Here is an 18,952-nt window from a genome sequence, read left to right as displayed (position 1 = left end):
TGACGCTCATCGATGGGTAGTTGGACAGTGCGAAACCGCCTGTCGGCCGAGCTGTGAAGCTCGGCCGACAGGCGGTTTGCGTCGGAGATGGGTATGCGGGCCGTTGGCGATGATCTGCGCTTGCCGGTCGCTGCCGTGGCGCTGCAACGTGAGCGGCGCTCTGGTCCTGGACAGCGAGGGGCTGGCGAAGGCCGTACGGCGCGATCGAGAGGTTCACGAGTGGCTGACGGCGGCTCGCGACGCGGGCCTCCCGGTGGTGACGTCGGCCGCGGTGCCGGTCGAGGTGATCCACCCGAGGATCAATGACGCCGCGCTGAAGTGGACCCTGTCCCGCCTGCGCGTGGAGCCGGTCACCCAGGCTCTCGCCCAGTCCGCTGCCGCTCTGCTGCGGGGCGCGGGGCTGCACGGTCACAAGTACGCCATCGACGCCATGTCGTGTGCGACTGCTCTGGCGCAGCAGGGTCGGGTGACCATCCTGACCTCCGACGTGGGGGACGTCGGGATGCTCACCGCCGAGCATCCTCGGGTGGTGGCCGAGAAGGTCTGATGCGCGGCATCCCGCTCCGGCGGCACCGTTTGAATGATCAAAGTGGCGAGGGGTTAGCATATGAGCACCGCCTAGCTCGAAAGATAAACCTGTGACTCGCAACGAGGACTCGTTCACCAACTGGAAGAACCGCGAGGAAATCGCGGAGTCGATGATCCCGATCATCGGGAAGCTGCACCGGGAGCGGGACGTCACGGTCCTGCTGCACAGCCGCTCCTTGGTGAACAAGTCGGTGGTCAGCATCCTCAAGACCCACCGATTCGCCCGGCAGATCGCCGGTGCGGAACTCTCGGTCACCGAGACGCTGCCGTTCCTGCGGGCTCTCACCACGCTCGATCTCGGCCCTTCCCAGATCGACATCGGCATGCTCGCCGCGACGTACAAGACCGATGACCGGGGTCTCTCGGTGGAGGAGTTCACCGCCGAGGTCGTCGCCGGCGCCACGGGGGCCAACAAGATCGAGCGCCGCGAGCCGCGCGACGTCGTCCTCTACGGATTCGGCCGTATCGGTCGCCTGATCGCCCGCCTGCTCATCGAGAAGGCCGGCTCCGGCAACGGCCTGCGGCTGCGCGCCATCGTCGTTCGCAAGGGCGCCGGCCAGGACATCGTCAAGCGCGCCTCGCTGCTGCGCCGTGACTCCATCCACGGCCAGTTCCAGGGCACGATCACCGTCGACGAGGCGAACAGCACGATCATCGCCAACGGCAACGAGATCAGGGTGATCTACTCCGACGACCCGACGTCGGTGGACTACACGGCCTACGGCGTCAAGGACGCCATCCTCATCGACAACACCGGCAAGTGGCGTGACCGCGAGGGCCTGTCGAAGCACCTCCGCCCCGGCATCGCCAAGGTCGTCCTGACCGCGCCGGGCAAGGGCGACGTCCCCAACGTCGTCCATGGCGTCAACCACGACATGATCAAGCCGGACGAGCAGATCCTGTCCTGCGCGTCCTGCACCACCAACGCGATCGTCCCGCCGCTGAAGGCGATGGCGGACGAGTACGGCGTCCTGCGCGGCCACGTGGAGACCATTCACTCGTTCACCAACGACCAGAACCTGCTGGACAACTACCACGAGGGCGACCGCCGCGGCCGCTCGGCGCCGCTCAACATGGTCATCACCGAGACCGGTGCCGCCTCCGCCGTCGCCAAGGCGCTGCCCGACCTCAAGGCAACGATCACCGGGAGTTCGATCCGCGTCCCGGTGCCGAACGTCTCGATCGCGATCCTCAGCCTGCGTCTCGCCCGCGAGACCACCCGCGAGGAGGTCCTCGACTACCTGCGCGACGTGTCGCTGGCCTCGCCGCTCAAGCGCCAGATCGACTTCATCAGCGCCCCCGACGCGGTCTCCAGCGACTTCGTCGGCTCGCGCCACGCCTCGATCGTCGACGCCGGCGCTACCAAGGTCGAGGGCGACAACGCGATCCTCTACCTGTGGTACGACAACGAGTTCGGCTACTCCTGCCAGGTCATCCGCGTCGTCCAGCACGTCTCCGGGGTGGAGTACCCGACCTACCCGGCCGCGGTGGTCTGATCCGGGTGGACTGTCCGACGGCCTGGTTGGGAACGCCACTCCGGCGACCGACTCCGGGATGCGCTCCAGCGCGCCGTTGAACGCGAGCAGGTACTCGACGTAGCCCCGCACCTGACCGGGCAGGCGGCAGAACTGCTGAAGCGTCAGATGTCCTGCCGGCTGCGGGCATTCACCTCGGCGAGCTGAGCGCTCAGCAGCTCCGCCCGGCTGACGGGCCTCACGAGCGCCGGGTCCGCGTCCCACCCACGGCCACCGCCGAGCGGGCGGAGCTGGAGGTACGGGCCCTGGTGGCCCATCACCAGCCCCACCCGCTCGCGCCCGCTGTCGAGGACGGCCGCCCCGACGCGGGGGACACCGTCCTCCGTCACCGAGCAGCCCCCTTCATGATCACGGTCGCGAGCTCGTGGGCCACGGGCGCGGAGCAGACGCCGAGATGGACGAGCGCGTACCGGATCTCGCCCGCGCGGTCGACCTCGCGCCGCTCGCCGCGCGTGGCGGCCGGGTTGTGGTCCTGCACCGCATCGGCCCAAGGGGTACGGACGTCCATCGCGGGGAGCTGGATGCCGGCCCGGGTGAGGGCGGTGGCGAGGGCGTCCCGGGCGTCCAGCGCCTCCTTGATCTTGGCGGTCCCGGCCCGTCCGGCCGTGGCGGCGGGAGCGGTGGTCGTACGGGTCCCGTCGTCGTGATGCGTCCTGCGCGGTCCGGTCGTCATGAGTGCCTGCCTTCGGTCGTTCTTTCGCGGATTCCCCGCCCTGGCCACACGCCGTGAACTACCGTGCGTGATGGGCTCATTACGAGAATGGCCCGGTCAGGGGCGCGACACACCGACGGCGGGTGCTGCTTCCCCTGCGGGCGAAGCAAGTTCCACACCTTCCACGGAGGGCGCGATGCCGACGAGGCGAGCGGTCACGGGCCGCAGCAGAGAACCACGCGCGCGATTCGCGGAGGAGTTACGACTCCTGCGCACAGCGCGCGGCCACAGCCTGCGGCAGCTCGGCGAACGGCTGGGCTGGGACTGGTCGCTGTTCGGCAAGATGGAGAACGGCGAGACGGTCGGCGGCCCCGAAGTCGTCCAGGCCCTCGACCAGCACTACGGGACGCCGGGGCTGCTGCTGGCCCTGTGGGAGCTGGCGGTGAGCGACCAGACGCAGTTCCGCGAGCGATACCGGCGGTACATGGCGCTGGAGGCGGAGGCGACGAGCCTGTGGCACTTCGCGGTGAGCGTCCTGCCGGGGCTGTTGCAGACGCCGGGGTACGCGCGGGAAGTACTGGCGGCCGGTGGGATCAAGGAGCCGGAGCTTACGCAGCAGGTTGAGGCGCGGATGGGGCGGCGGGAGTTGTTGGATGGGGCCACTGCCCCGGACTTCCGCACGATCTTGTCGGAGGCCACTCTGCGCACTCCGATGCGTGATGGTGGGGAATGGCGGCAGCAGCTTGAGTACCTGGCCGAGGCTTCGGACCGGTCGAACGTGGCGGTTCATGTGCTGCCGCAGAGTGCCGGGTTGCACGGTCTGATGGGGGCCGACGTGTGGTACCTCCTCCTGCTGGACGGGCGGACCGTTGCGTACACCGAGAATGGATACCGGGGCGAACTCATCGAGGACTCCGGTCCGGTTGTACGTTTGCAGAAGACATACGATGCGGTGCGCGACCTGGCGTTGTCCCCGGCCGAGTCGCGGAAGTTCGTCTTGAGCCTGCTGGAGGAAGTACCGTGCGACCCCTCGACCTGAGCGCAGTGTCCTGGCGCAAGAGTTCGTACAGCAACTCGGACGGCGGCGCGTGCGTCGAAGTCTCCGACGACTTCGTTGCCGCCTGGCGCAAGAGCAGCTACAGCAATCAGGACGGTGGCGCGTGCGTCGAAGTCTCCGACGACTTCGCCGCCGTCGTTCCCGTGCGGGACAGCAAGAACCCGCACGGACCTGTGCTCACGTTCGCGGCGGACGGCTGGGCGTCGTTCGTTTCCGCCCTGAAGGATGGCGAGCTGAGGGCCTGACCGCAGGCGCGCACTGCTTCAACGGGGCGGCCCCCGCAGACCACTTGCTGGTCAGCGGGGGCCGTCGGCGTTTTCGCCCGTGCCGCTACTTCTTGGCCGTACGGCGTCCTCGGGTCGCGGGAACGGGCCGCCGGGCGCGCCGGGCTACCGTCCCTCGGGCACGCCGGGGATCCGCCGTACCAGGCCGGCCTGGGTGAGGCGCAGCGCGCACCAGCGGCAGGTCCCGCGGGTAGATCTCAAGGCGCGGAGTGGCCGCCGCCTGCCAGACCCCGCGAGTCGGCCCGTACCCGGGCGTCGAGCTCGTGCGCCGTCCGCCGGAGCCGCCATTTAAAAGCCACCGCTCAGCATCGCGGGGCAGGGTATGTTCTCGACGGCCAGGATCCAGCACCATCGCCTCGGGAGAACTCATGGACCGAAGAACCCTGTTGAAGGTCGCCGCAGCGGCCGTGGGCGCGCCGCTCACGTCGTTGGCGATGCCGGCCGGCGCGCAGGCCGCCGGTGCCTACCATGTCGCCGTCTGCGAGCAGCTGAAGAACCAGATCCTCATCCACCCGGCCGGGGTGGACTGGACCCCGGCCAACCGGGTGTGGAGCTGGACGCCGCCGGCCACCGTCGAAAATACGTGGGCCCTCCTGTCCGACATCAAGTTCCGCAATACCAGTGCGTTCGGCTGGGTCGCCCTGGTCACTGCGTCCGGGGGCAAGGTCGGCATCGTGAACATGGGTGATGGCGACCAGTTGCTCTGGTCCGCCAGGCCCTACGGCAACCCGCACGCGATCGAACGCATCCCCGACATCAGCGCCATCGTGACCGCCTCGGCAGATCCGGGTTTCCTCAGCGTCTACGGGCCCACCGACTCCGACGACCCCAGCACCCTCACCAAGGTCCAGGAGATCCAGTACCAAGGCGCACACGGGCTCTGGTACGACGGTAGCTACCTGTGGGCGCTCGGCACCTGGACCATTGCCAAATACCGGGTCACCGGCGACCACCTCGCCACCCGGCTCGAAAAAGTCTGGGGGTATGTCTTCCCAACAGCTTTCAACGGCCACAGCCTCGACGCCGACTACAGCGACCCGGCCTATCTGCTCATCACTGGGGGCGGCAGCGTCCAGAGGCTCCACAAGGCCAGTGGTGCTCTCACGCTGATGAAGCCGACGGCGGTCGGGGTCAAGTCCTTCTCGCGGATCGCCTCCGGCGAGTCCTTCTGGCAACAAGCGATTTCGGGCGCGGAGCATTGGAATTCGTATATTCAGTTCTTCGACAGCGCCGGCAACGAGGGCGTCCGACGTCCCCTGACGGGATACGGATATACCGGCAAGTTCTACAAATCCCGTTTGTCGAGCGTCGCCTTCAGCTGACCTTCACGTCTCCCGCGGCCCGAAACGTCCTCCAGTGGCACATCGAAGAGCTGGAGATCGGCCCTGTGCACATCTGCCAGTGATGACCGACGCGCGCCGCCGCAAGGACCGTCTTTCCGCCGAACGTCGCGTTGCCCTGGGAGCACTTGTGTCAGCTCCTTGTTGAAGGGGCTGGTCCGCCGGACAGGACTTAGTCCTTGCGGCCCGTCGCAGCGACGCGGCCTGTGATCTGACCCCTCGTTCGTCGGATCGACCTGTCCGGGGGATCGATCGCTCGCGCTCCCGACTCACCCAGCCTGACGGCCGCGAAGTGCCCACATCACCCAGACGCCACGAGCTGTCCAGGGGTGATCCGCCGGACTCGACAGCGCTCAGCTGTGTCGCTGCGCACCATCTTTGTGCGTTTATCACTAGAATTGCGCCATGCAGATACGCAACGCGCTCCCCGGTGAGGTGGTCCGGTGAAATCCCGCGACGCCACCGACGAGCAGTGGGAGGGACTCGCCGAGGTCGTCCCACTTCGCAGCAGCAATGCCTGGCCGTCCTGGCCCAACCACCGTGCCCTGCCCGAGGAGAGCGCCGACGCGGACCAGCGTCGCTTCGTCGTGATCCGGGTGCAGATCTTCGCCGACGCCCGGGAGGTCGCGGAGTACCTCATGGCGCAGATCCCGGTCCTGCTGGACTTGAGCAGCGCCGACGCGGACGTCGCCCGGCGCATTCTCGACTTCTCCAGCGGTGTCGTCTTCGGCCTGGGCAGCGGGATGCACAGGGTCGACACCAATGTGTTCCTGCTCGCCCCGGTCGGCACGGAAGTGGAGGAGCCCAGACTCGGCGCCGCGCCGCTCGCGTAGCGGGTGGGTCGGGGGCGCGTGCGGGGGGCGCGTCCGGCCGTGGTGAGTCGTTCCAGTCGTAGGACGTCCCCCGATCGTAGTAAGGCTGTGCAGACGGAACGGTTCCTCTGACGCGCGGCTGCATACGGTCCCGGCATGGACGCAAAAAGCGCATGCCCGGACTCCGTCGAGCGGCCGGTGGTGACCGAACTGCGGCTCGCCGCCTTCAAGTCGCACCGCGGCACGACCCTGCCGCTCGGACCGCTGACCCTGATCGCCGGGGCGAGCGGGACCGGGAAGTCCAGCGTGCTGGAGGCGTACGGCGCGCTGGCCAGGCTCGGCAACGGGGACACCCTGGACGAGGCGTTCGAGGCGGTGGCCGGCGGCGCGGCGGCTTGCGTGCCGCAGCACGCGAGACCCGACGCGCAGGGACGCCGCGGCTTCCGGCTGGGCTGCACCGTGGACGGCCCGGCGGGGCCGGTCCACCTCGACCTGGCCGTGCAGGCCGAACCCGAACTCCGAGTGGTCGGCGAGCGGCTGACCGGCGCCGGGCAGATCCTGCTCTCCACCGCGCTGCGCGACCCCGGACGCCGTACGGTCCAAGCCGCCTGGCACACCGCGGGCACCGTCCCGGTCACCCGCGCCCCGCTGCCCGACGACCGGCTCGGCACCGCGCTGCTGCCGCTGCGGGTCGCGGGCAAGACTTCGGGGCAGCGCGTGGTGCTGGCCGCGGCCGAACAGGTCGTCGTCGCGCTGCGGTCCGCCTTCGCCTGCGATCCGCGACCCGAGCGGATGCGGGTGCCGGTCGAGGCCAGGGACGGCTGGCTGCGCGGGGAGTGCGACAACCTCGCGGCGGTGCTCGGGCGCACCAGCACGGAGTGCGTCATCCGGCACGCGGCGCTGGTGCGGGCGGCCCGCGCGGGCTGCGTGGGACCGGTCGAGGGCCTCACGGTGGACCGGCTGGACGGCGGGGTGGTGCGGGCCGTGCTGGCGCGGGGCGAGGAGGCCGCGACACCGCTGGAGCGGTTGGGAGAGGGGGAGTTGCGCTATCTCGCGCTGGCTCTGGTGCTGCTGACCGGGCCCGGAGTGCTGGCCGTCGACCCGGCCGCGGAGGTGCTGCCCGCCCGGCAGGCGCTGACGGTTCTCGCGGACGGCTTCGACCGGAGCCTGGACCGGCGGCAGACCCGGGAGCTGTTGGCGCTGGCGGTGCGGATGTGCGCGCGGGGGCACATCCGGTTGGTGGGGACGGTACGGGACGCGGACTGCGCGGCCGAGGTCTCGCGGGCGGTCGCGGGGGCGGAGGCGGTCGCGGGGGCGGAGGCGGACGGGGCGGTCGGGGGCGGGCGCGCGGGCGGAAGCGGGGGCGCGGGCGGAAACGGGAGCGCGGGCGGAAGCGGGGGCGCGGGCGGGGGCACGGGGGTGACGGTGGTAGACCTTGGTGGTGACCGATGATGTGCAGGAGTTGCAGCGCAGGCTCGCGGATTTCGCGGCCGCGCGTGACTGGCGGCAGTTCCATACGCCCAAGAACCTGGCCGCCGCGCTGAGTGTGGAGGCGTCCGAACTGCTGGAGATCTTCCAGTGGCTGACGCCCGAGCAGTCGGCGCGGGTGATGGCCGACCCCGATGACGCGCACCGGGTGACGGACGAGGTCGCGGATGTCCTCGCCTATCTCTTCCAGTTCTGCGAGGTGCTGGGAATCGATCCGCTGGCCGCGCTGGCCGCGAAGATCGACCGGAATGAGCTGCGCTTCCCGCCGAAGGCGCGGCGGATCGGTGCGCCGGGGGCGGCCGGGGCGGTCGGGGCCGGTGGTGCCGGGCCTGAGACACAGGAGAAGGGGGAAGCGCCACCCCTTGATCGTCACTCTTTGGAGTGAGTGAGTTCTTCACAAAGAGGATGTTGTCCACAAATTCCTGCATCCCTCTGGCCTAACTGCCCCGAGACCATCACTCTGGGTAGTGGAGAACGGAGCGAGGGCGGGAAGGGGCAGCGGATGGACGCGGTTCGACTGATCAGAGCCACGGGGAGCGCCCTGGCGCGGGCCCGGAGCGAGCAGGACATCGTCGCGGAGGCGTGGCAGGCGCAGGCCCTGGCGGGGGCCGTCGGCAGCCATTTGGCGGTCAACGGCCCCCCGGAATTGCGGACCGAGGCGTATGGCCTGAGCGAGTCGGGCACCCGTGCCTGCGGCGCGCTGCACCACCCCGCGCCGCGCGTCGGCGGCGTGCGCGCCGCCCAGCTCTCCGCGGTGTCGGACCTGCGGGCGGCGCTGCTGGGGCTCGGCGGGCTGCTCGGCGAGGTGGGGATGCTGCTTGTCGGCGTCGCCTGCGCCGCCGAGGAGGAGGCGATGTACTGGCATTTCATCGAGGCGATCGACGCCGCCGACGAATCCAGGGACCGGGTGACCGGGATGCTGCGGCAGCTCGCGATGCGGGAGCGGGGCGGGGCGGCGTGAAATCGGCGCGTGCGCTCGCTGTTCGGGCTTGGCGGCTGTTCGCCGGAGCAGTGCGGGTCGGTGGAGCAGCGCGGCTCCGGCGGCGCGCGGGGCGCGCCGTTGACGAGGGGCCGACGGTGCAGGATGAGCGGTATGGATCTGCGTATCTTCACCGAGCCCCAGCAGGGGGCCTCCTACGACACCCTCCTCACCGTGGCCAAGGCCGCCGAGGATCTTTCCTTCAACGCCTTTTTCAGGTCCGACCACTACGTGCCGATGGGATCGGCCGAGGGCCTGCCGGGGCCGACGGACGCCTGGATCACGCTGGCCGGGCTCGCCCGCGAGACCAAGCGCATCCGGCTCGGCACCCTGATGACCGCCGGGACCTTCCGGTTGCCGGGCGTGCTGGCCATCCAGGTCGCGCAGGTCGACCAGATGTCCGGTGGCCGGGTCGAACTCGGCCTGGGGGCAGGCTGGTTCGAGGCCGAGCACACGGCGTACGGCATCCCGTACCCGAAGGAGAAGTTCGCCCGGCTGGAGGAGCAGCTGGCGATCATCACCGGCCTGTGGGCCACCGAGGTCGGTCGGCTGTTCAGCTTCGACGGCACGCACTACCAGCTCAAGGACTCGCCCGCGCTGCCCAAGCCGGCGCAGGCCAAGGTGCCGGTGCTGATCGGCGGGCACGGCGCGACCCGTACCCCGCGTCTCGCGGCGCAGTACGCCGACGAGTTCAACATCCCCTTCGCCTCGGTCGAGGACAGCGAGCGGCAGTTCGGCAGGGTCGGGGCCGCGGCCGAGAAATTCGGCCGCAAGCCCGGGGACCTGGTGTACTCCAACGCCTTGGTGGCCTGTGTGGGCAAGGACGACGCCGAGGTGGCCCGCCGGGCCGCGGTCATCGGGCGGGATGTGGACGAGCTGAAGGCGAACGGGCTGGCTGGTTCGCCGGCCGAGGTCGTCGACAAGATCGGTCGCTACGCGGCGATCGGCGCGTCCCGTATCTACTTCCAGATCCTCGACCTCGAAGACCTCGACCACCTGGAGCTGATCTCCTCCCAGGTGCAGAGCCGGCTGGCCTGACCCGGACGGGAGCAGGAAGCAGACGTCAGCGGGAAGAAGCGGGAAGAAGCACGAAGATGCAGGAAGGGGAGAGCACCCGTGAGATCTGCCGTACCGCTCGCCGCCGCGATCGCCGGAGCCGACAGCGTGCTGGTCCTCGACGGAGGGATGTCCAACCAACTGGAGGCGCAGGGCTGCGACCTGTCCGACGCGCTGTGGTCGGCCGGGCTCCTCGCCGACGGGGCGCGGCAGATCGAGGCGGCGCACACGGCGTACGTCCGGGCGGGCGCACGGGTGCTCATCACCGCGAGCTATCAGGCCACCTACGAGGGCTTCGCGCGGCGCGGGGTCAGCCGCCGGGAGACGAGCGGGCTGCTGCGGCGCAGCGTCGAGCTGGCCCGCTCGGCGGCCGACGCGGGGCCGCGCGCGGTGTGGGTGGCCGCCTCGGTGGGGCCGTACGGCGCGATGCTCGCGGACGGCAGCGAATACCGGGGCCGGTACGGCCTGAGCGTGCGGGAGTTGGAGCGGTTCCACCGGCCGCGCATCGAGACGCTCGCCGAGGCCGGCCCGGATGTGCTGGCGCTGGAGACCGTGCCGGACGCCGACGAGGCCGAGGCGCTGCTGCGAGCCGCTGACCGCTGCGGGCTGCCGGTCTGGCTGACGTACAGCATCGACAAGGACACCACGCGGGCCGGTCAGCCGCTGGAGAGCGCCTTCGCGCTCGCCGCGGGAAACGATCAGGTGCTCGCCGTCGGAGTGAACTGCTGCGATCCGGGTGACGCCGACCGGGCTGTGGAGATCGCGGCCGGGGTGAGCGGCAAGCCCGTCGTGGTCTACCCGAACAGCGGGGAGGACTGGGATGCGGTGACCCGTGGCTGGCGCGGGCGGGCGACGTTCGACCCGACCCGGGTCAGGGCCTGGCGGGACGCCGGAGCGCGGATCGTCGGCGGTTGCTGCCGGGTGGGGCCGGATCGGATCCGGGAGCTCGCCGCGCTGGTCGACGGGCCGACGGGCACCGACCCGGCTGCCGACCCGAAGGGCGAAAACCAGTAGGAGCCCAGGTCGCACCAGGCGATACTCGGGCGTGTGTTCCTGACGATAACGACTTCCGGCAGCACTGAGCGGCCCGCCACCGATCTCGGATTCCTGCTGCACAAACACCCCGACAAGGCGCAGGTCTTCTCGACGTCCCACGGCACCGCGTATGTCTTCTACCCGGAGGCGAGCGCGGAGCGCTGCACAGCGGCGCTGTTGTTGGAGGTCGACCCGGTGGCGCTGGTCCGCCGGGGCAAGGGCCGGGGGCGTGGCGGCGCGCCCGACTCGGCGCTAGCGCAGTACGTCAACGACCGTCCGTACGCGGCTTCGTCGCTGTTCGCGGTCGCTCTGGGCGCGGTGTTCTCCAGCGCGCTCAAGGGACAGTGCACGGCCCGTCCGGAGCTGGCCGAGCGGGCGCTGCCGCTGCGTATCGAGGTGCCCGCGGTGCCGGCGAGCGGCGGCGCCGCGCTCGTCGGGCGGCTCTTCGAGCCGCTCGGATGGACGGTGACGGCCGAACCGGTTCCGCTGGACGAGCGGTTCCCCGAGTGGGGCGAATCGCGCTACGTACGACTCGTGCTGGAGGGGGAACTGCGACTGGCCGACGCGCTGCGGCAGCTGTACGTACTGCTGCCGGTGCTGGACGACAGCAAGCACTACTGGGTCGCGCCCGACGAGGTAGACAAGCTGTTGCGGTCGGGGGAGGGGTGGCTGCACAGCCACCCCGAGCAGCAGCTGATCACCAGCCGTTACCTCGCCCGCCGCTGGTCGCTGACCCGGCAGGCCATGGAACGGCTCGAACTCGCCCGGCTCGCCGAAGCCGACGACGCCGAGGCCGAGGAGCTCGACAACGCCGTGGACGAGGAGGCGGACACCGCCGAGAAGCCGGTGCCGCTGGCTGTGCGGCGGCGCGAGGCGATCCTCGACGTGCTGCGCTCGTCCGGGGCCGCCCGGGTGCTCGATCTCGGTTGCGGACAGGGACAGTTGGTGGGTGCGCTGCTCAAGGAGGCGCAGTTCACCGGCATCGTCGGTGTCGATGTGTCGATGCGCGCGCTGAACGAAGCCGCGCGGCGGCTGGGGGTGGAGCGGATGTCCGAGCGGCAGTCGGCGCGGGTGCGGCTGTTGCAGGGTTCGCTCGCCTATACCGACAAGCGGCTCAAGGGATACGACGCCGCCGTGCTCAGCGAGGTGATCGAGCACCTCGACCTGCCGAGGCTGCCGGCCCTGGAGTACGCCGTGTTCGGCGCGGCCAGACCCACGACGGTCGTCGTGACGACGCCCAACGTCGAGTACAACGTGCGCTGGGACACGCTGCCCGCCGGGCACGTGCGCCATGCGGACCACCGGTTCGAGTGGACCCGTGCGGAATTCCGCTCCTGGGCGGAGCGGGTCGCCGCGCGGCACGGCTACGCGGTGGAGTTCCGGCCGGTTGGACCCGACGACCCAGAAGTCGGACCGCCCACCCAACTGGCCCTGTTCACGGCAGCGGACACCACCGCAACGGCCACCCCGCCCACTCCGTCCGACACCACCCCGTCCGACACCACCGCGAAGGAGGCGGCAGCATGACGAGTGAACGAGTCCTGGCCGTACCCGACCTGTCCCTCGTGGTCCTGGTCGGCAGCACCGGATCCGGCAAGTCCGCCTTCGCCCGGCGGCACTTCAAGCCCACCGAAGTCCTCTCCTCCGACTTCTGCCGCGGCCTGGTCAGCGACGACGAGAACGACCAGAGCGCCACCAAGGACGCGTTCGAGGTGCTGAGCTATATCGCGGGCAAGCGGCTCGCCGCCGGGCTGCTCACCGTCGTGGACGCCACGAGCGTGCAGCCCGAGAGCCGCAAGCAGCTCGTCAAGCTCGCCCGCGAGTACGACGTGCTGCCCGTCGCGATCGTCCTCGACGTCCCCGAGCGGGTGTGCGCCCAGCGCAACGCGGGGCGTCCCGAACGCGCCGCGCTGCCCGAGCACGTCATCCCGCGCCAGCAGCGCGAACTGCGGCGCTCCCTCAAGCACCTGGAGCGTGAGGGGTTCCGCAAGGTGCACCAGCTGCGCGGCGTCGAGGAGGTCGACGGCGCCGAAGTCGTCCTGGAGCGGCGCTTCAACGACCTGCGCCACCTCACCGGCCCGTTCGACATCGTCGGCGACATCCACGGCTGCCGCTCCGAGCTGGAGACGCTGCTCGGCGCGCTCGGCTACGCCCTGGAGCGCGACGGCCGGGGCCGTCCGGTCAACGCCGTGCACCCCGAGGGCCGTACGGCGGTCTTCGTCGGCGACCTGGTCGACCGGGGTCCGGACAGCCCCGGCGTGCTGCGGCTGGTGATGGGCATGGTCGCGGCCGGCACCGCGCTGTGCGTGCCCGGCAACCACGAGAACAAGCTCAACCGGCACCTCAAGGGCCGCTCGGTGCAGCCCACCCACGGGCTCGCCGAGACCATCGAGCAGCTGGCGCGGACGGCCGAGGAGGAGCCGGACTTCGCGGCGGCGGCGCAGGAGTTCATCCAGTCGCTGGTCAGCCACTACGTCCTCGACGAGGGCAAGCTCGTGGTCTGTCACGCGGGCCTGCCCGAGAAGTACCACGGGCGCACCTCGGGCCGGGTCCGCACCTTCGCGCTCTACGGCGACACGACCGGCGAGACCGACGAGTACGGCCTGCCGGTCCGCTATCCGTGGGCCGAGGACTACCGCGGGCGGGCCGCCGTCGTCTACGGCCACACCCCGATCCCGAACGCGAGCTGGCTCAACAACACCATCTGCCTGGACACCGGCTGTGTCTTCGGCGGCAAGATGAGCGCGCTGCGCTGGCCCGAGCGCGAACTGGTCGCCGTACCGGCGGAGCGGGTCTGGTACGAGCCGACGAAGCCGCTGACCAGCGAGGCCCCCGGCGGGGCCGACGGCCGGCCGCTCGACCTCGCCGACGTCACCGGCCGCCGGGTCATCGAGACCGCGCACCACGGCAGGGTGGCGGTCCGGGAGGAGAACGCCGCCGCCGCGCTGGAGGTGATGAGCCGTTTCGCGGTGGACCCGCGGCTGCTCGGCTACCTCCCGCCGACCATGGCCCCCTGCGCGACCTCGCAGCTGGACGGCTACCTCGAACACCCCGCCCAGGCGTTCAGCGCCTACCGCGACGACGGCGTACGGCACGTCGTCTGCCAGGAGAAGCACATGGGCTCGCGGGCGGTGGCGCTGGTCTGCCGCGACGCGGAGGTCGCGCGTGAGCGGTTCGGTGTCACGGACGGGGTGAGCGGCGCGCTGTACACCCGCACGGGCCGTCCCTTCTTCGGCGGCGACCTCGGGGGCTCCAGTGGCTCCGGCGGCTCCAGTGGCTCAAGCGACTCCGGCGGTAGCGACTCCGACGCCTCCGCGCCGTCCCCCGACGTCACCGAGCAGGTGCTCGCGCGCATCCGGGACGCCATCACCGCGGCCGGCCTCTGGGACGAGCTGTCCACCGACTGGCTGCTGATCGACGCCGAACTGCTGCCCTGGTCGCTCAAGGCCGCAGGCCTGCTGCGCAAGCAGTACGCGGCCGTGGGCGCCGCGTCCGGCGCGGTGTTCCCCGGCGCGCTGGCCGCGCTGGAAGCCGCTGCGGCGCGCGGCGCCGACGTGGCCGTCCTGCTCGCCGAGCAGCGCGAGCGCGCCACCGACGCCGCCGCGTTCACCGAGGCGTACCGCCGCTACTGCTGGCCGACCGAGGGCCTGGAGGGGGTGCGCTTCGCGCCCTTCCAGCTGCTCGCCGCCCAGGGCCGCAGCCTGGCCGCCGTACCGCACGACGAGCAGCTCGCCTGGCTCGACCGGCTGGTCGAGCACGACGACACGGGCCTGCTGCGGGGCACCGGCCGGCTGATCGTCGACACCGAGGACGAGGAGTCGGTCGCGGCCGGCACCGCCTGGTGGCTGAAGCTGACCGCCGGCGGCGGCGAGGGCATGGTGGTCAAGCCGCTCCAGGCGCTGGTGCGCAGCGCGGAGGGGGCCAGGCTCGTCCAGCCGGGCGTCAAGTGCCGGGGCCGCGAGTACCTCCGGATCATCTACGGCCCGGAGTACACCCGCCCGGAGAACCTCGCGCGGCTGCGCTCCCGCTCGCTCGGCCACAAGCGCTCGCTCGCGCTGCGGGAGTACGCGCTGGGGCTGGAGGCGCTGGACCGGCTCGCTGCGGGGGAGCCGCTGTGGCGGGTGCACGAAGCGGTCTTCGCCGTGCTGGCACTGGAATCGGAGCCGGTCGACCCGAGACTGTGAGGCGGGCGCTCCGGGCGACATGACCCGAGCCCTCCGCACGACGTGAGCCGCGTCTCAACCTGCCATGCCCCCATTGTCTATGCAACGAGTTGCATAGCAGGATGCGGGGCATGGCACTTGAGCACGCGATCCTGGTCTCCCTGCTGGAACAGCCGGGGTCCGGATACGAGCTGGCCCGGCGCTTCGACCGTTCCATCGGCTACTTCTGGACCGCCACCCACCAGCAGATCTACCGCGTCCTCAAGCGGATGGAGGGCGACGGCTGGATCGACGTGTGCCAGGTGTCGCAGGAAGCACGGCCGGACAAGAAGGTCTACTCCGTCGCCGGGCCGGGCCGTACGGCGCTGGCCGGGTGGCTGCGCGAGCCGGTGGAACCGGAGAGCATCCGGCACGACCTCGCGGTGAAGATCCGCGGCGCGGCGTTCGACGCCCCGGCCGGGCTGATCGCCGAGGTCGAGCGCCATCGCGCGGCGCACGCGGACCGGCTCGCCCGCTATCTCGCGGGCGAACGGCGCGACTTTCCCGCTCCGGACGCGGCTCCGGACGCGGGTCGGGAGCTCCAGCACGTCGTGCTGCGCGGCGGCATCGAGTACGAGCGGATGACCCTCGCCTGGCTCGACGACGTGCTCGCGACCGTGCGCCGGATCGGCGCGGAGAGTACGGCGGGCGCGGATCGCGCCGAGAAGTCCGAGAGCGCCGGCAGCACCGAGCACTGAGCCATGCCCCTCACCCTCATCGCACCCCTCCCTCTCCCAGGAAGGCCCGCACCATGACGGACAACAAGACGGACCAGCTGCTGTTCAACCCCCGTACGTACGACCCCGCCCACTTCGACCCGGAGACCCGGCGGCTGCTGCGCGCCACCGTCGACTGGTTCGAGGAGCGCGGCAAGAAGAAGCTCGTCGAGGACTACCGCACCCGCGCCTGGCTCGCGGACTTCCTGGCCTTCTCGGCGAAGGAGGGACTGTTCGCGACCTTCCTGACCCCCGCGGCCGAGGCCGGCGCCGGCGCTGCCCCTGCGGCCACCGGCTCCGCCCCCTCGGCCACCGGCGACAAGCGCTGGGACACCGCCCGCATCGCCGCCCTCAACGAGATCTTCGGCTTCTACGGCCTCGACTACTGGTACGCCTGGCAGGTGACCATCCTCGGCCTCGGCCCGGTCTGGCAGAGCGACAACGCCGAGGCCCGCGCCCGCGCCGCCGAACTGCTCGACCAGGGCGAGGTGTTCGCGTTCGGCCTCTCCGAGAAGACGCACGGCGCGGACATCTACTCGACCGACATGGTGCTGACCCCGGAGGCGGACGGCGGCTTCCGCGCCACCGGCTCCAAGTACTACATCGGCAACGGCAACGAGGCGGCGCTCGTCTCCGTCTTCGGCCGCCGCTCCGACCTGGAGGGCCCGGACGCCTACGTCTTCTTCGCCGCCGACAGCCGTCACCCGGCGTACCGGCTGGTCAAGAACGTCGTCGACTCCTCGAAGTACGTCAGCGAATTCCGGCTGGAGGACTACCCGGTGCGCGCCGCGGACGTGCTGCACACCGGCCGCGCCGCCTTCGACGCCGCGCTGAACACCGTCAACGTCGGCAAGTTCAACCTGTGCACCGCCTCGGTCGGCATCTGCGAGCACGCGATGTACGAGGCCGTCACGCACGCGCACAGCCGCATCCTCTACGGCCGTCCGGTCACCGCGTTCCCGCATGTGCGCCGCGAGCTGACCGACGCGTACGCCCGGCTCGTCGGCATGAAGCTGTTCAGCGACCGGGCCGTCGACTACTTCCGCACCGCAGGCCCCGAGGACCGCCGCTACCTCCTCTTCAACCCGATGACGAAGATGAAGGTGACCACCGAGGGCGAGAAGGTCGTCGACCTGATGTGGGACGTCATCGCGGCCAAGGGCTTCGAGAAGGACACCTACTTCGCCCAGGCCGCGAGCGAGATCCGCGGCCTGCCGAAGCTGGAGGGCACGGTGCACGTCAACCTCGCCCTGATCCTGAAGTTCATGGGCAACTACCTCCTCGACCCGGCCGAGTACGCACCGGTCCCCACCCGGCTGGACGCGGCGGACGACGCGTTCCTCTTCCAGCAGGGCCCGGCCCGCGGCCTCGGCGCGATCCGCTTCCACGACTGGCGCACCGCCTACGACGCCCAGGCGGCCGTACCCAACGTCGCCCGCTTCCGCGAGCAGGCCGACGCGCTGTGCGCCTTCGTCACCACCGCCGCTCCGGACAAGGAGCAGAGCAAGGACCTCGACCTGCTGCTCGCCGTCGGCCAGCTGTTCGCCCTCGTCGTGTACGGCCAGCTGATCCTGGAGCAGGCGGAGCGCACCGGCCTCGACTCCGAGGTGCTGGACGAGCTGTTCGCCATCCTGGTCCGTGACTTCTCGGCGCACGCCGTCGAACTGCACGGCAAGGACTCGGCGACCGAGGTCCAGCAGCAGTGGGCACTGGGCGCGGTCCGCCGCCCGGTCACCGACGCCGAGCGCTCGGCGCGTGTCTGGACCCGGGTCGAGGCGCTGGCCGGGGCGTACGAGATGAAGCCCTGACGATGCCGCTCCCGCGACGGTCGATCACCGGTGATTCACCGGTGATTCACCTGTGATGCGCCGGTAAAGCCGCGCGAGCCGCCCGGCTCGGCCAGGATGGGGCCATGGCGTTCCATGTGGATTCCGAGGCCGGGCGGCTGCGCCGCGTCATCCTGCACCGTCCCGATCTGGAGCTGAAGCGGCTGACGCCCACCAACAAGGACGCGCTGCTCTTCGACGACCTGCTGTGGGTGCGCCGCGCCCGGCAGGAGCACGACGGGTTCGCGGACGTGCTGCGGGACCGGGGCGTCGAGGTGCATCTCTTCGGGGATCTGCTCGCCGACGCCATGGGCGTCCCGGAGGCCCGCCGGCTCGTGCTGGACCGGGTCTTCGACGAGAAGGAGTACGGGCCGCTCGCCACCGACCACCTGCGGGCCGCGTTCGACGAGCTGCCCGTGCCGGATCTGGTCGAGGCGCTGGTCGGCGGGATGACCAAGCGGGAGTTCCTGGACCGGCACCCCGAGCCGACCTCGGTCCGCTTCCACGTCATGGACCTGGACGACTTCCTGCTCGCCCCGCTGCCCAACCACCTCTTCACCCGCGACACCTCGGCCTGGGTCTACGACGGGGTGTCGATCAACGCGATGCGCTGGCCGGCCCGGCAGCGCGAGACGGTCCATATGGAGGCGATCTACCAGCACCACCCGCTGTTCACCCAGTCCGGCGCCTTCCACGTCTGGTCGGAGGGGCAGAGCGCCTACCCCTCGACGATCGAGGGCGGCGACGTGCTCGTCATCGGCCATGGCGCGGTGCTGATCGGGATGAGCGAGCGGACCACCCCGCAGGCGGTGGAGATGCTGGCGCGCGGCCTCTTCGCGACCGGCTCGGCCCGGACGATCGTGGCGCTGGACATGCCCAAGCGGCGGGCCTTCATGCACCTCGACACGGTCATGACGATGGTCGACGGGGACACCTTCACGCAGTACGCGGGCCTGGGCATGCTGCGCTCGTACACCATCGAGCCGGGCTCCGAGGACCGCGAGCTGAAGGTCACCGACCACCCGCCGGAGCATATGCACCGCGCCATCGCGGCGGCGCTGGGCCTGGACTCGGTACGGGTGCTCACCGCGACCCAGGACGTGCACTCGGCGGAGCGCGAGCAGTGGGACGACGGCTGCAATGTGCTCGCCGTGGAGCCGGGGGTCGTGGTGGCCTACGAGCGCAATGTGACCACCAACACCCATCTGCGCAAGCGCGGCATCGAGGTCATCACGATCCCCGGCAGCGAGCTGGGACGGGGGCGCGGCGGGCCGCGCTGCATGAGCTGTCCGGTCGAGCGGGATCCTGTATAGCGCCGACGGGACCTGTATGGCGCCGAGCGGAATCCTGTACAGCGTCGACCGGAATCCTGTATAGCAATG

At 70.7% G+C, this 18,952-nt stretch carries 18 protein-coding genes; 16 read left to right on the top strand and 2 right to left on the bottom strand.

What is annotated here, in order from left to right:
- Positions 1–148 precede the first annotated feature (148 nt).
- Positions 149–547 (top strand): PIN domain-containing protein, encoded by a 399-nt coding sequence (locus tag QMK28_RS09895; RefSeq protein ID WP_326436675.1) that lies wholly within the window; start codon positions 149–151, stop codon positions 545–547.
- A gap of 91 nt (positions 548–638) precedes the next feature.
- Positions 639–2,084, top strand: a complete 1,446-nt coding sequence (locus QMK28_RS09890) for a glyceraldehyde-3-phosphate dehydrogenase (protein WP_326436674.1) — start codon at positions 639–641, stop codon at positions 2,082–2,084.
- Between the two features lie 143 nt (positions 2,085–2,227).
- Here the strand turns inward: QMK28_RS09890 and QMK28_RS09885 are convergent, their stop codons facing one another.
- Both QMK28_RS09885 and QMK28_RS09880 read right to left on the bottom strand, forming a co-directional pair.
- Entirely contained in the window at positions 2,228–2,452 is a 225-nt protein-coding gene (locus QMK28_RS09885) for a hypothetical protein (RefSeq protein ID WP_326436673.1), read from the bottom strand.
- The gene (locus QMK28_RS09880; RefSeq protein WP_326436672.1) at positions 2,449–2,796 is read right to left on the bottom strand and encodes a hypothetical protein; all 348 of its coding nucleotides are present in this window, start codon (positions 2,794–2,796) and stop codon (positions 2,449–2,451) included. Before QMK28_RS09880 ends, QMK28_RS09885 begins: the two co-directional genes overlap by 4 nt.
- A gap of 175 nt (positions 2,797–2,971) precedes the next feature.
- Here QMK28_RS09880 and QMK28_RS09875 point away from each other — a divergent pair, with 175 nt between their 5' ends.
- The 14 genes from QMK28_RS09875 to QMK28_RS09810 all read left to right on the top strand — a co-directional run bounded on the left by QMK28_RS09875 (position 2,972) and on the right by QMK28_RS09810 (position 18,883).
- Positions 2,972–3,814: a helix-turn-helix domain-containing protein gene (locus tag QMK28_RS09875; protein ID WP_326436671.1), complete on the top strand. Its 843-nt coding sequence runs from the start codon at positions 2,972–2,974 to the stop codon at positions 3,812–3,814.
- On the top strand, positions 3,796–4,077 hold the full coding sequence (locus tag QMK28_RS09870) for a DUF397 domain-containing protein (RefSeq protein ID WP_326436670.1): 282 nt from the start codon (positions 3,796–3,798) through the stop codon (positions 4,075–4,077). The genes QMK28_RS09875 and QMK28_RS09870 overlap by 19 nt, the downstream gene beginning before the upstream one ends.
- Positions 4,078–4,484: 407 nt before the next feature.
- Positions 4,485–5,438 carry a DUF6528 family protein gene (locus QMK28_RS09865; protein ID WP_326436669.1) on the top strand — a complete coding sequence of 318 codons (954 nt, stop codon included), beginning with the start codon at positions 4,485–4,487 and terminating at the stop codon, positions 5,436–5,438.
- 461 nt (positions 5,439–5,899) lie between these two features.
- A complete protein-coding gene (locus QMK28_RS09860) occupies positions 5,900–6,289 on the top strand; it encodes a cell division protein SepF (RefSeq protein WP_326436668.1) in 390 nt (129 codons plus the stop codon).
- Positions 6,290–6,424: 135 nt separating this feature from the next.
- The gene (locus QMK28_RS09855) at positions 6,425–7,720 is read left to right on the top strand and encodes an AAA family ATPase (protein ID WP_326436667.1); all 1,296 of its coding nucleotides are present in this window, start codon (positions 6,425–6,427) and stop codon (positions 7,718–7,720) included.
- Positions 7,710–8,141, top strand: coding sequence for a nucleotide pyrophosphohydrolase (locus QMK28_RS09850; RefSeq protein ID WP_326436666.1), 432 nt, complete (start codon positions 7,710–7,712; stop codon positions 8,139–8,141). The genes QMK28_RS09855 and QMK28_RS09850 overlap by 11 nt, the downstream gene beginning before the upstream one ends.
- 117 nt (positions 8,142–8,258) lie before the next feature.
- Positions 8,259–8,717, top strand: coding sequence for a DUF6099 family protein (locus QMK28_RS09845; RefSeq protein WP_326436665.1), 459 nt, complete (start codon positions 8,259–8,261; stop codon positions 8,715–8,717).
- Between the two features lie 132 nt (positions 8,718–8,849).
- Positions 8,850–9,773: an LLM class F420-dependent oxidoreductase gene (locus tag QMK28_RS09840; RefSeq protein WP_326436664.1), complete on the top strand. Its 924-nt coding sequence runs from the start codon at positions 8,850–8,852 to the stop codon at positions 9,771–9,773.
- 78 nt (positions 9,774–9,851) lie between these two features.
- Positions 9,852–10,805 (top strand): homocysteine S-methyltransferase, encoded by a 954-nt coding sequence (gene mmuM, locus QMK28_RS09835; RefSeq protein ID WP_326436663.1) that lies wholly within the window; start codon positions 9,852–9,854, stop codon positions 10,803–10,805.
- 33 nt (positions 10,806–10,838) lie between these two features.
- The gene (locus QMK28_RS09830; protein WP_326436662.1) at positions 10,839–12,353 is read left to right on the top strand and encodes a 3' terminal RNA ribose 2'-O-methyltransferase Hen1; all 1,515 of its coding nucleotides are present in this window, start codon (positions 10,839–10,841) and stop codon (positions 12,351–12,353) included.
- The gene (locus tag QMK28_RS09825) at positions 12,350–15,010 is read left to right on the top strand and encodes a polynucleotide kinase-phosphatase (protein ID WP_326436661.1); all 2,661 of its coding nucleotides are present in this window, start codon (positions 12,350–12,352) and stop codon (positions 15,008–15,010) included. Before QMK28_RS09830 ends, QMK28_RS09825 begins: the two co-directional genes overlap by 4 nt.
- Before the next feature lie 110 nt (positions 15,011–15,120).
- Positions 15,121–15,726 carry a PadR family transcriptional regulator gene (locus tag QMK28_RS09820; protein ID WP_326436660.1) on the top strand — a complete coding sequence of 202 codons (606 nt, stop codon included), beginning with the start codon at positions 15,121–15,123 and terminating at the stop codon, positions 15,724–15,726.
- A gap of 53 nt (positions 15,727–15,779) precedes the next feature.
- A complete protein-coding gene (locus tag QMK28_RS09815) occupies positions 15,780–17,552 on the top strand; it encodes an acyl-CoA dehydrogenase family protein (RefSeq protein ID WP_326436659.1) in 1,773 nt (590 codons plus the stop codon).
- A gap of 104 nt (positions 17,553–17,656) precedes the next feature.
- Positions 17,657–18,883, top strand: a complete 1,227-nt coding sequence (locus QMK28_RS09810) for an arginine deiminase (RefSeq protein WP_326436658.1) — start codon at positions 17,657–17,659, stop codon at positions 18,881–18,883.
- The last annotated feature ends 69 nt before the right edge of the window (positions 18,884–18,952 follow it).

It is taken from the genome of Streptomyces sp. H27-D2, assembly GCF_035828615.1.
Taxonomy (GTDB): domain Bacteria; phylum Actinomycetota; class Actinomycetes; order Streptomycetales; family Streptomycetaceae; genus Streptomyces.
The sequence above is the reverse complement of the archived record's forward strand: the minus strand, read 5'-3'. Positions and strand labels throughout refer to the sequence as shown.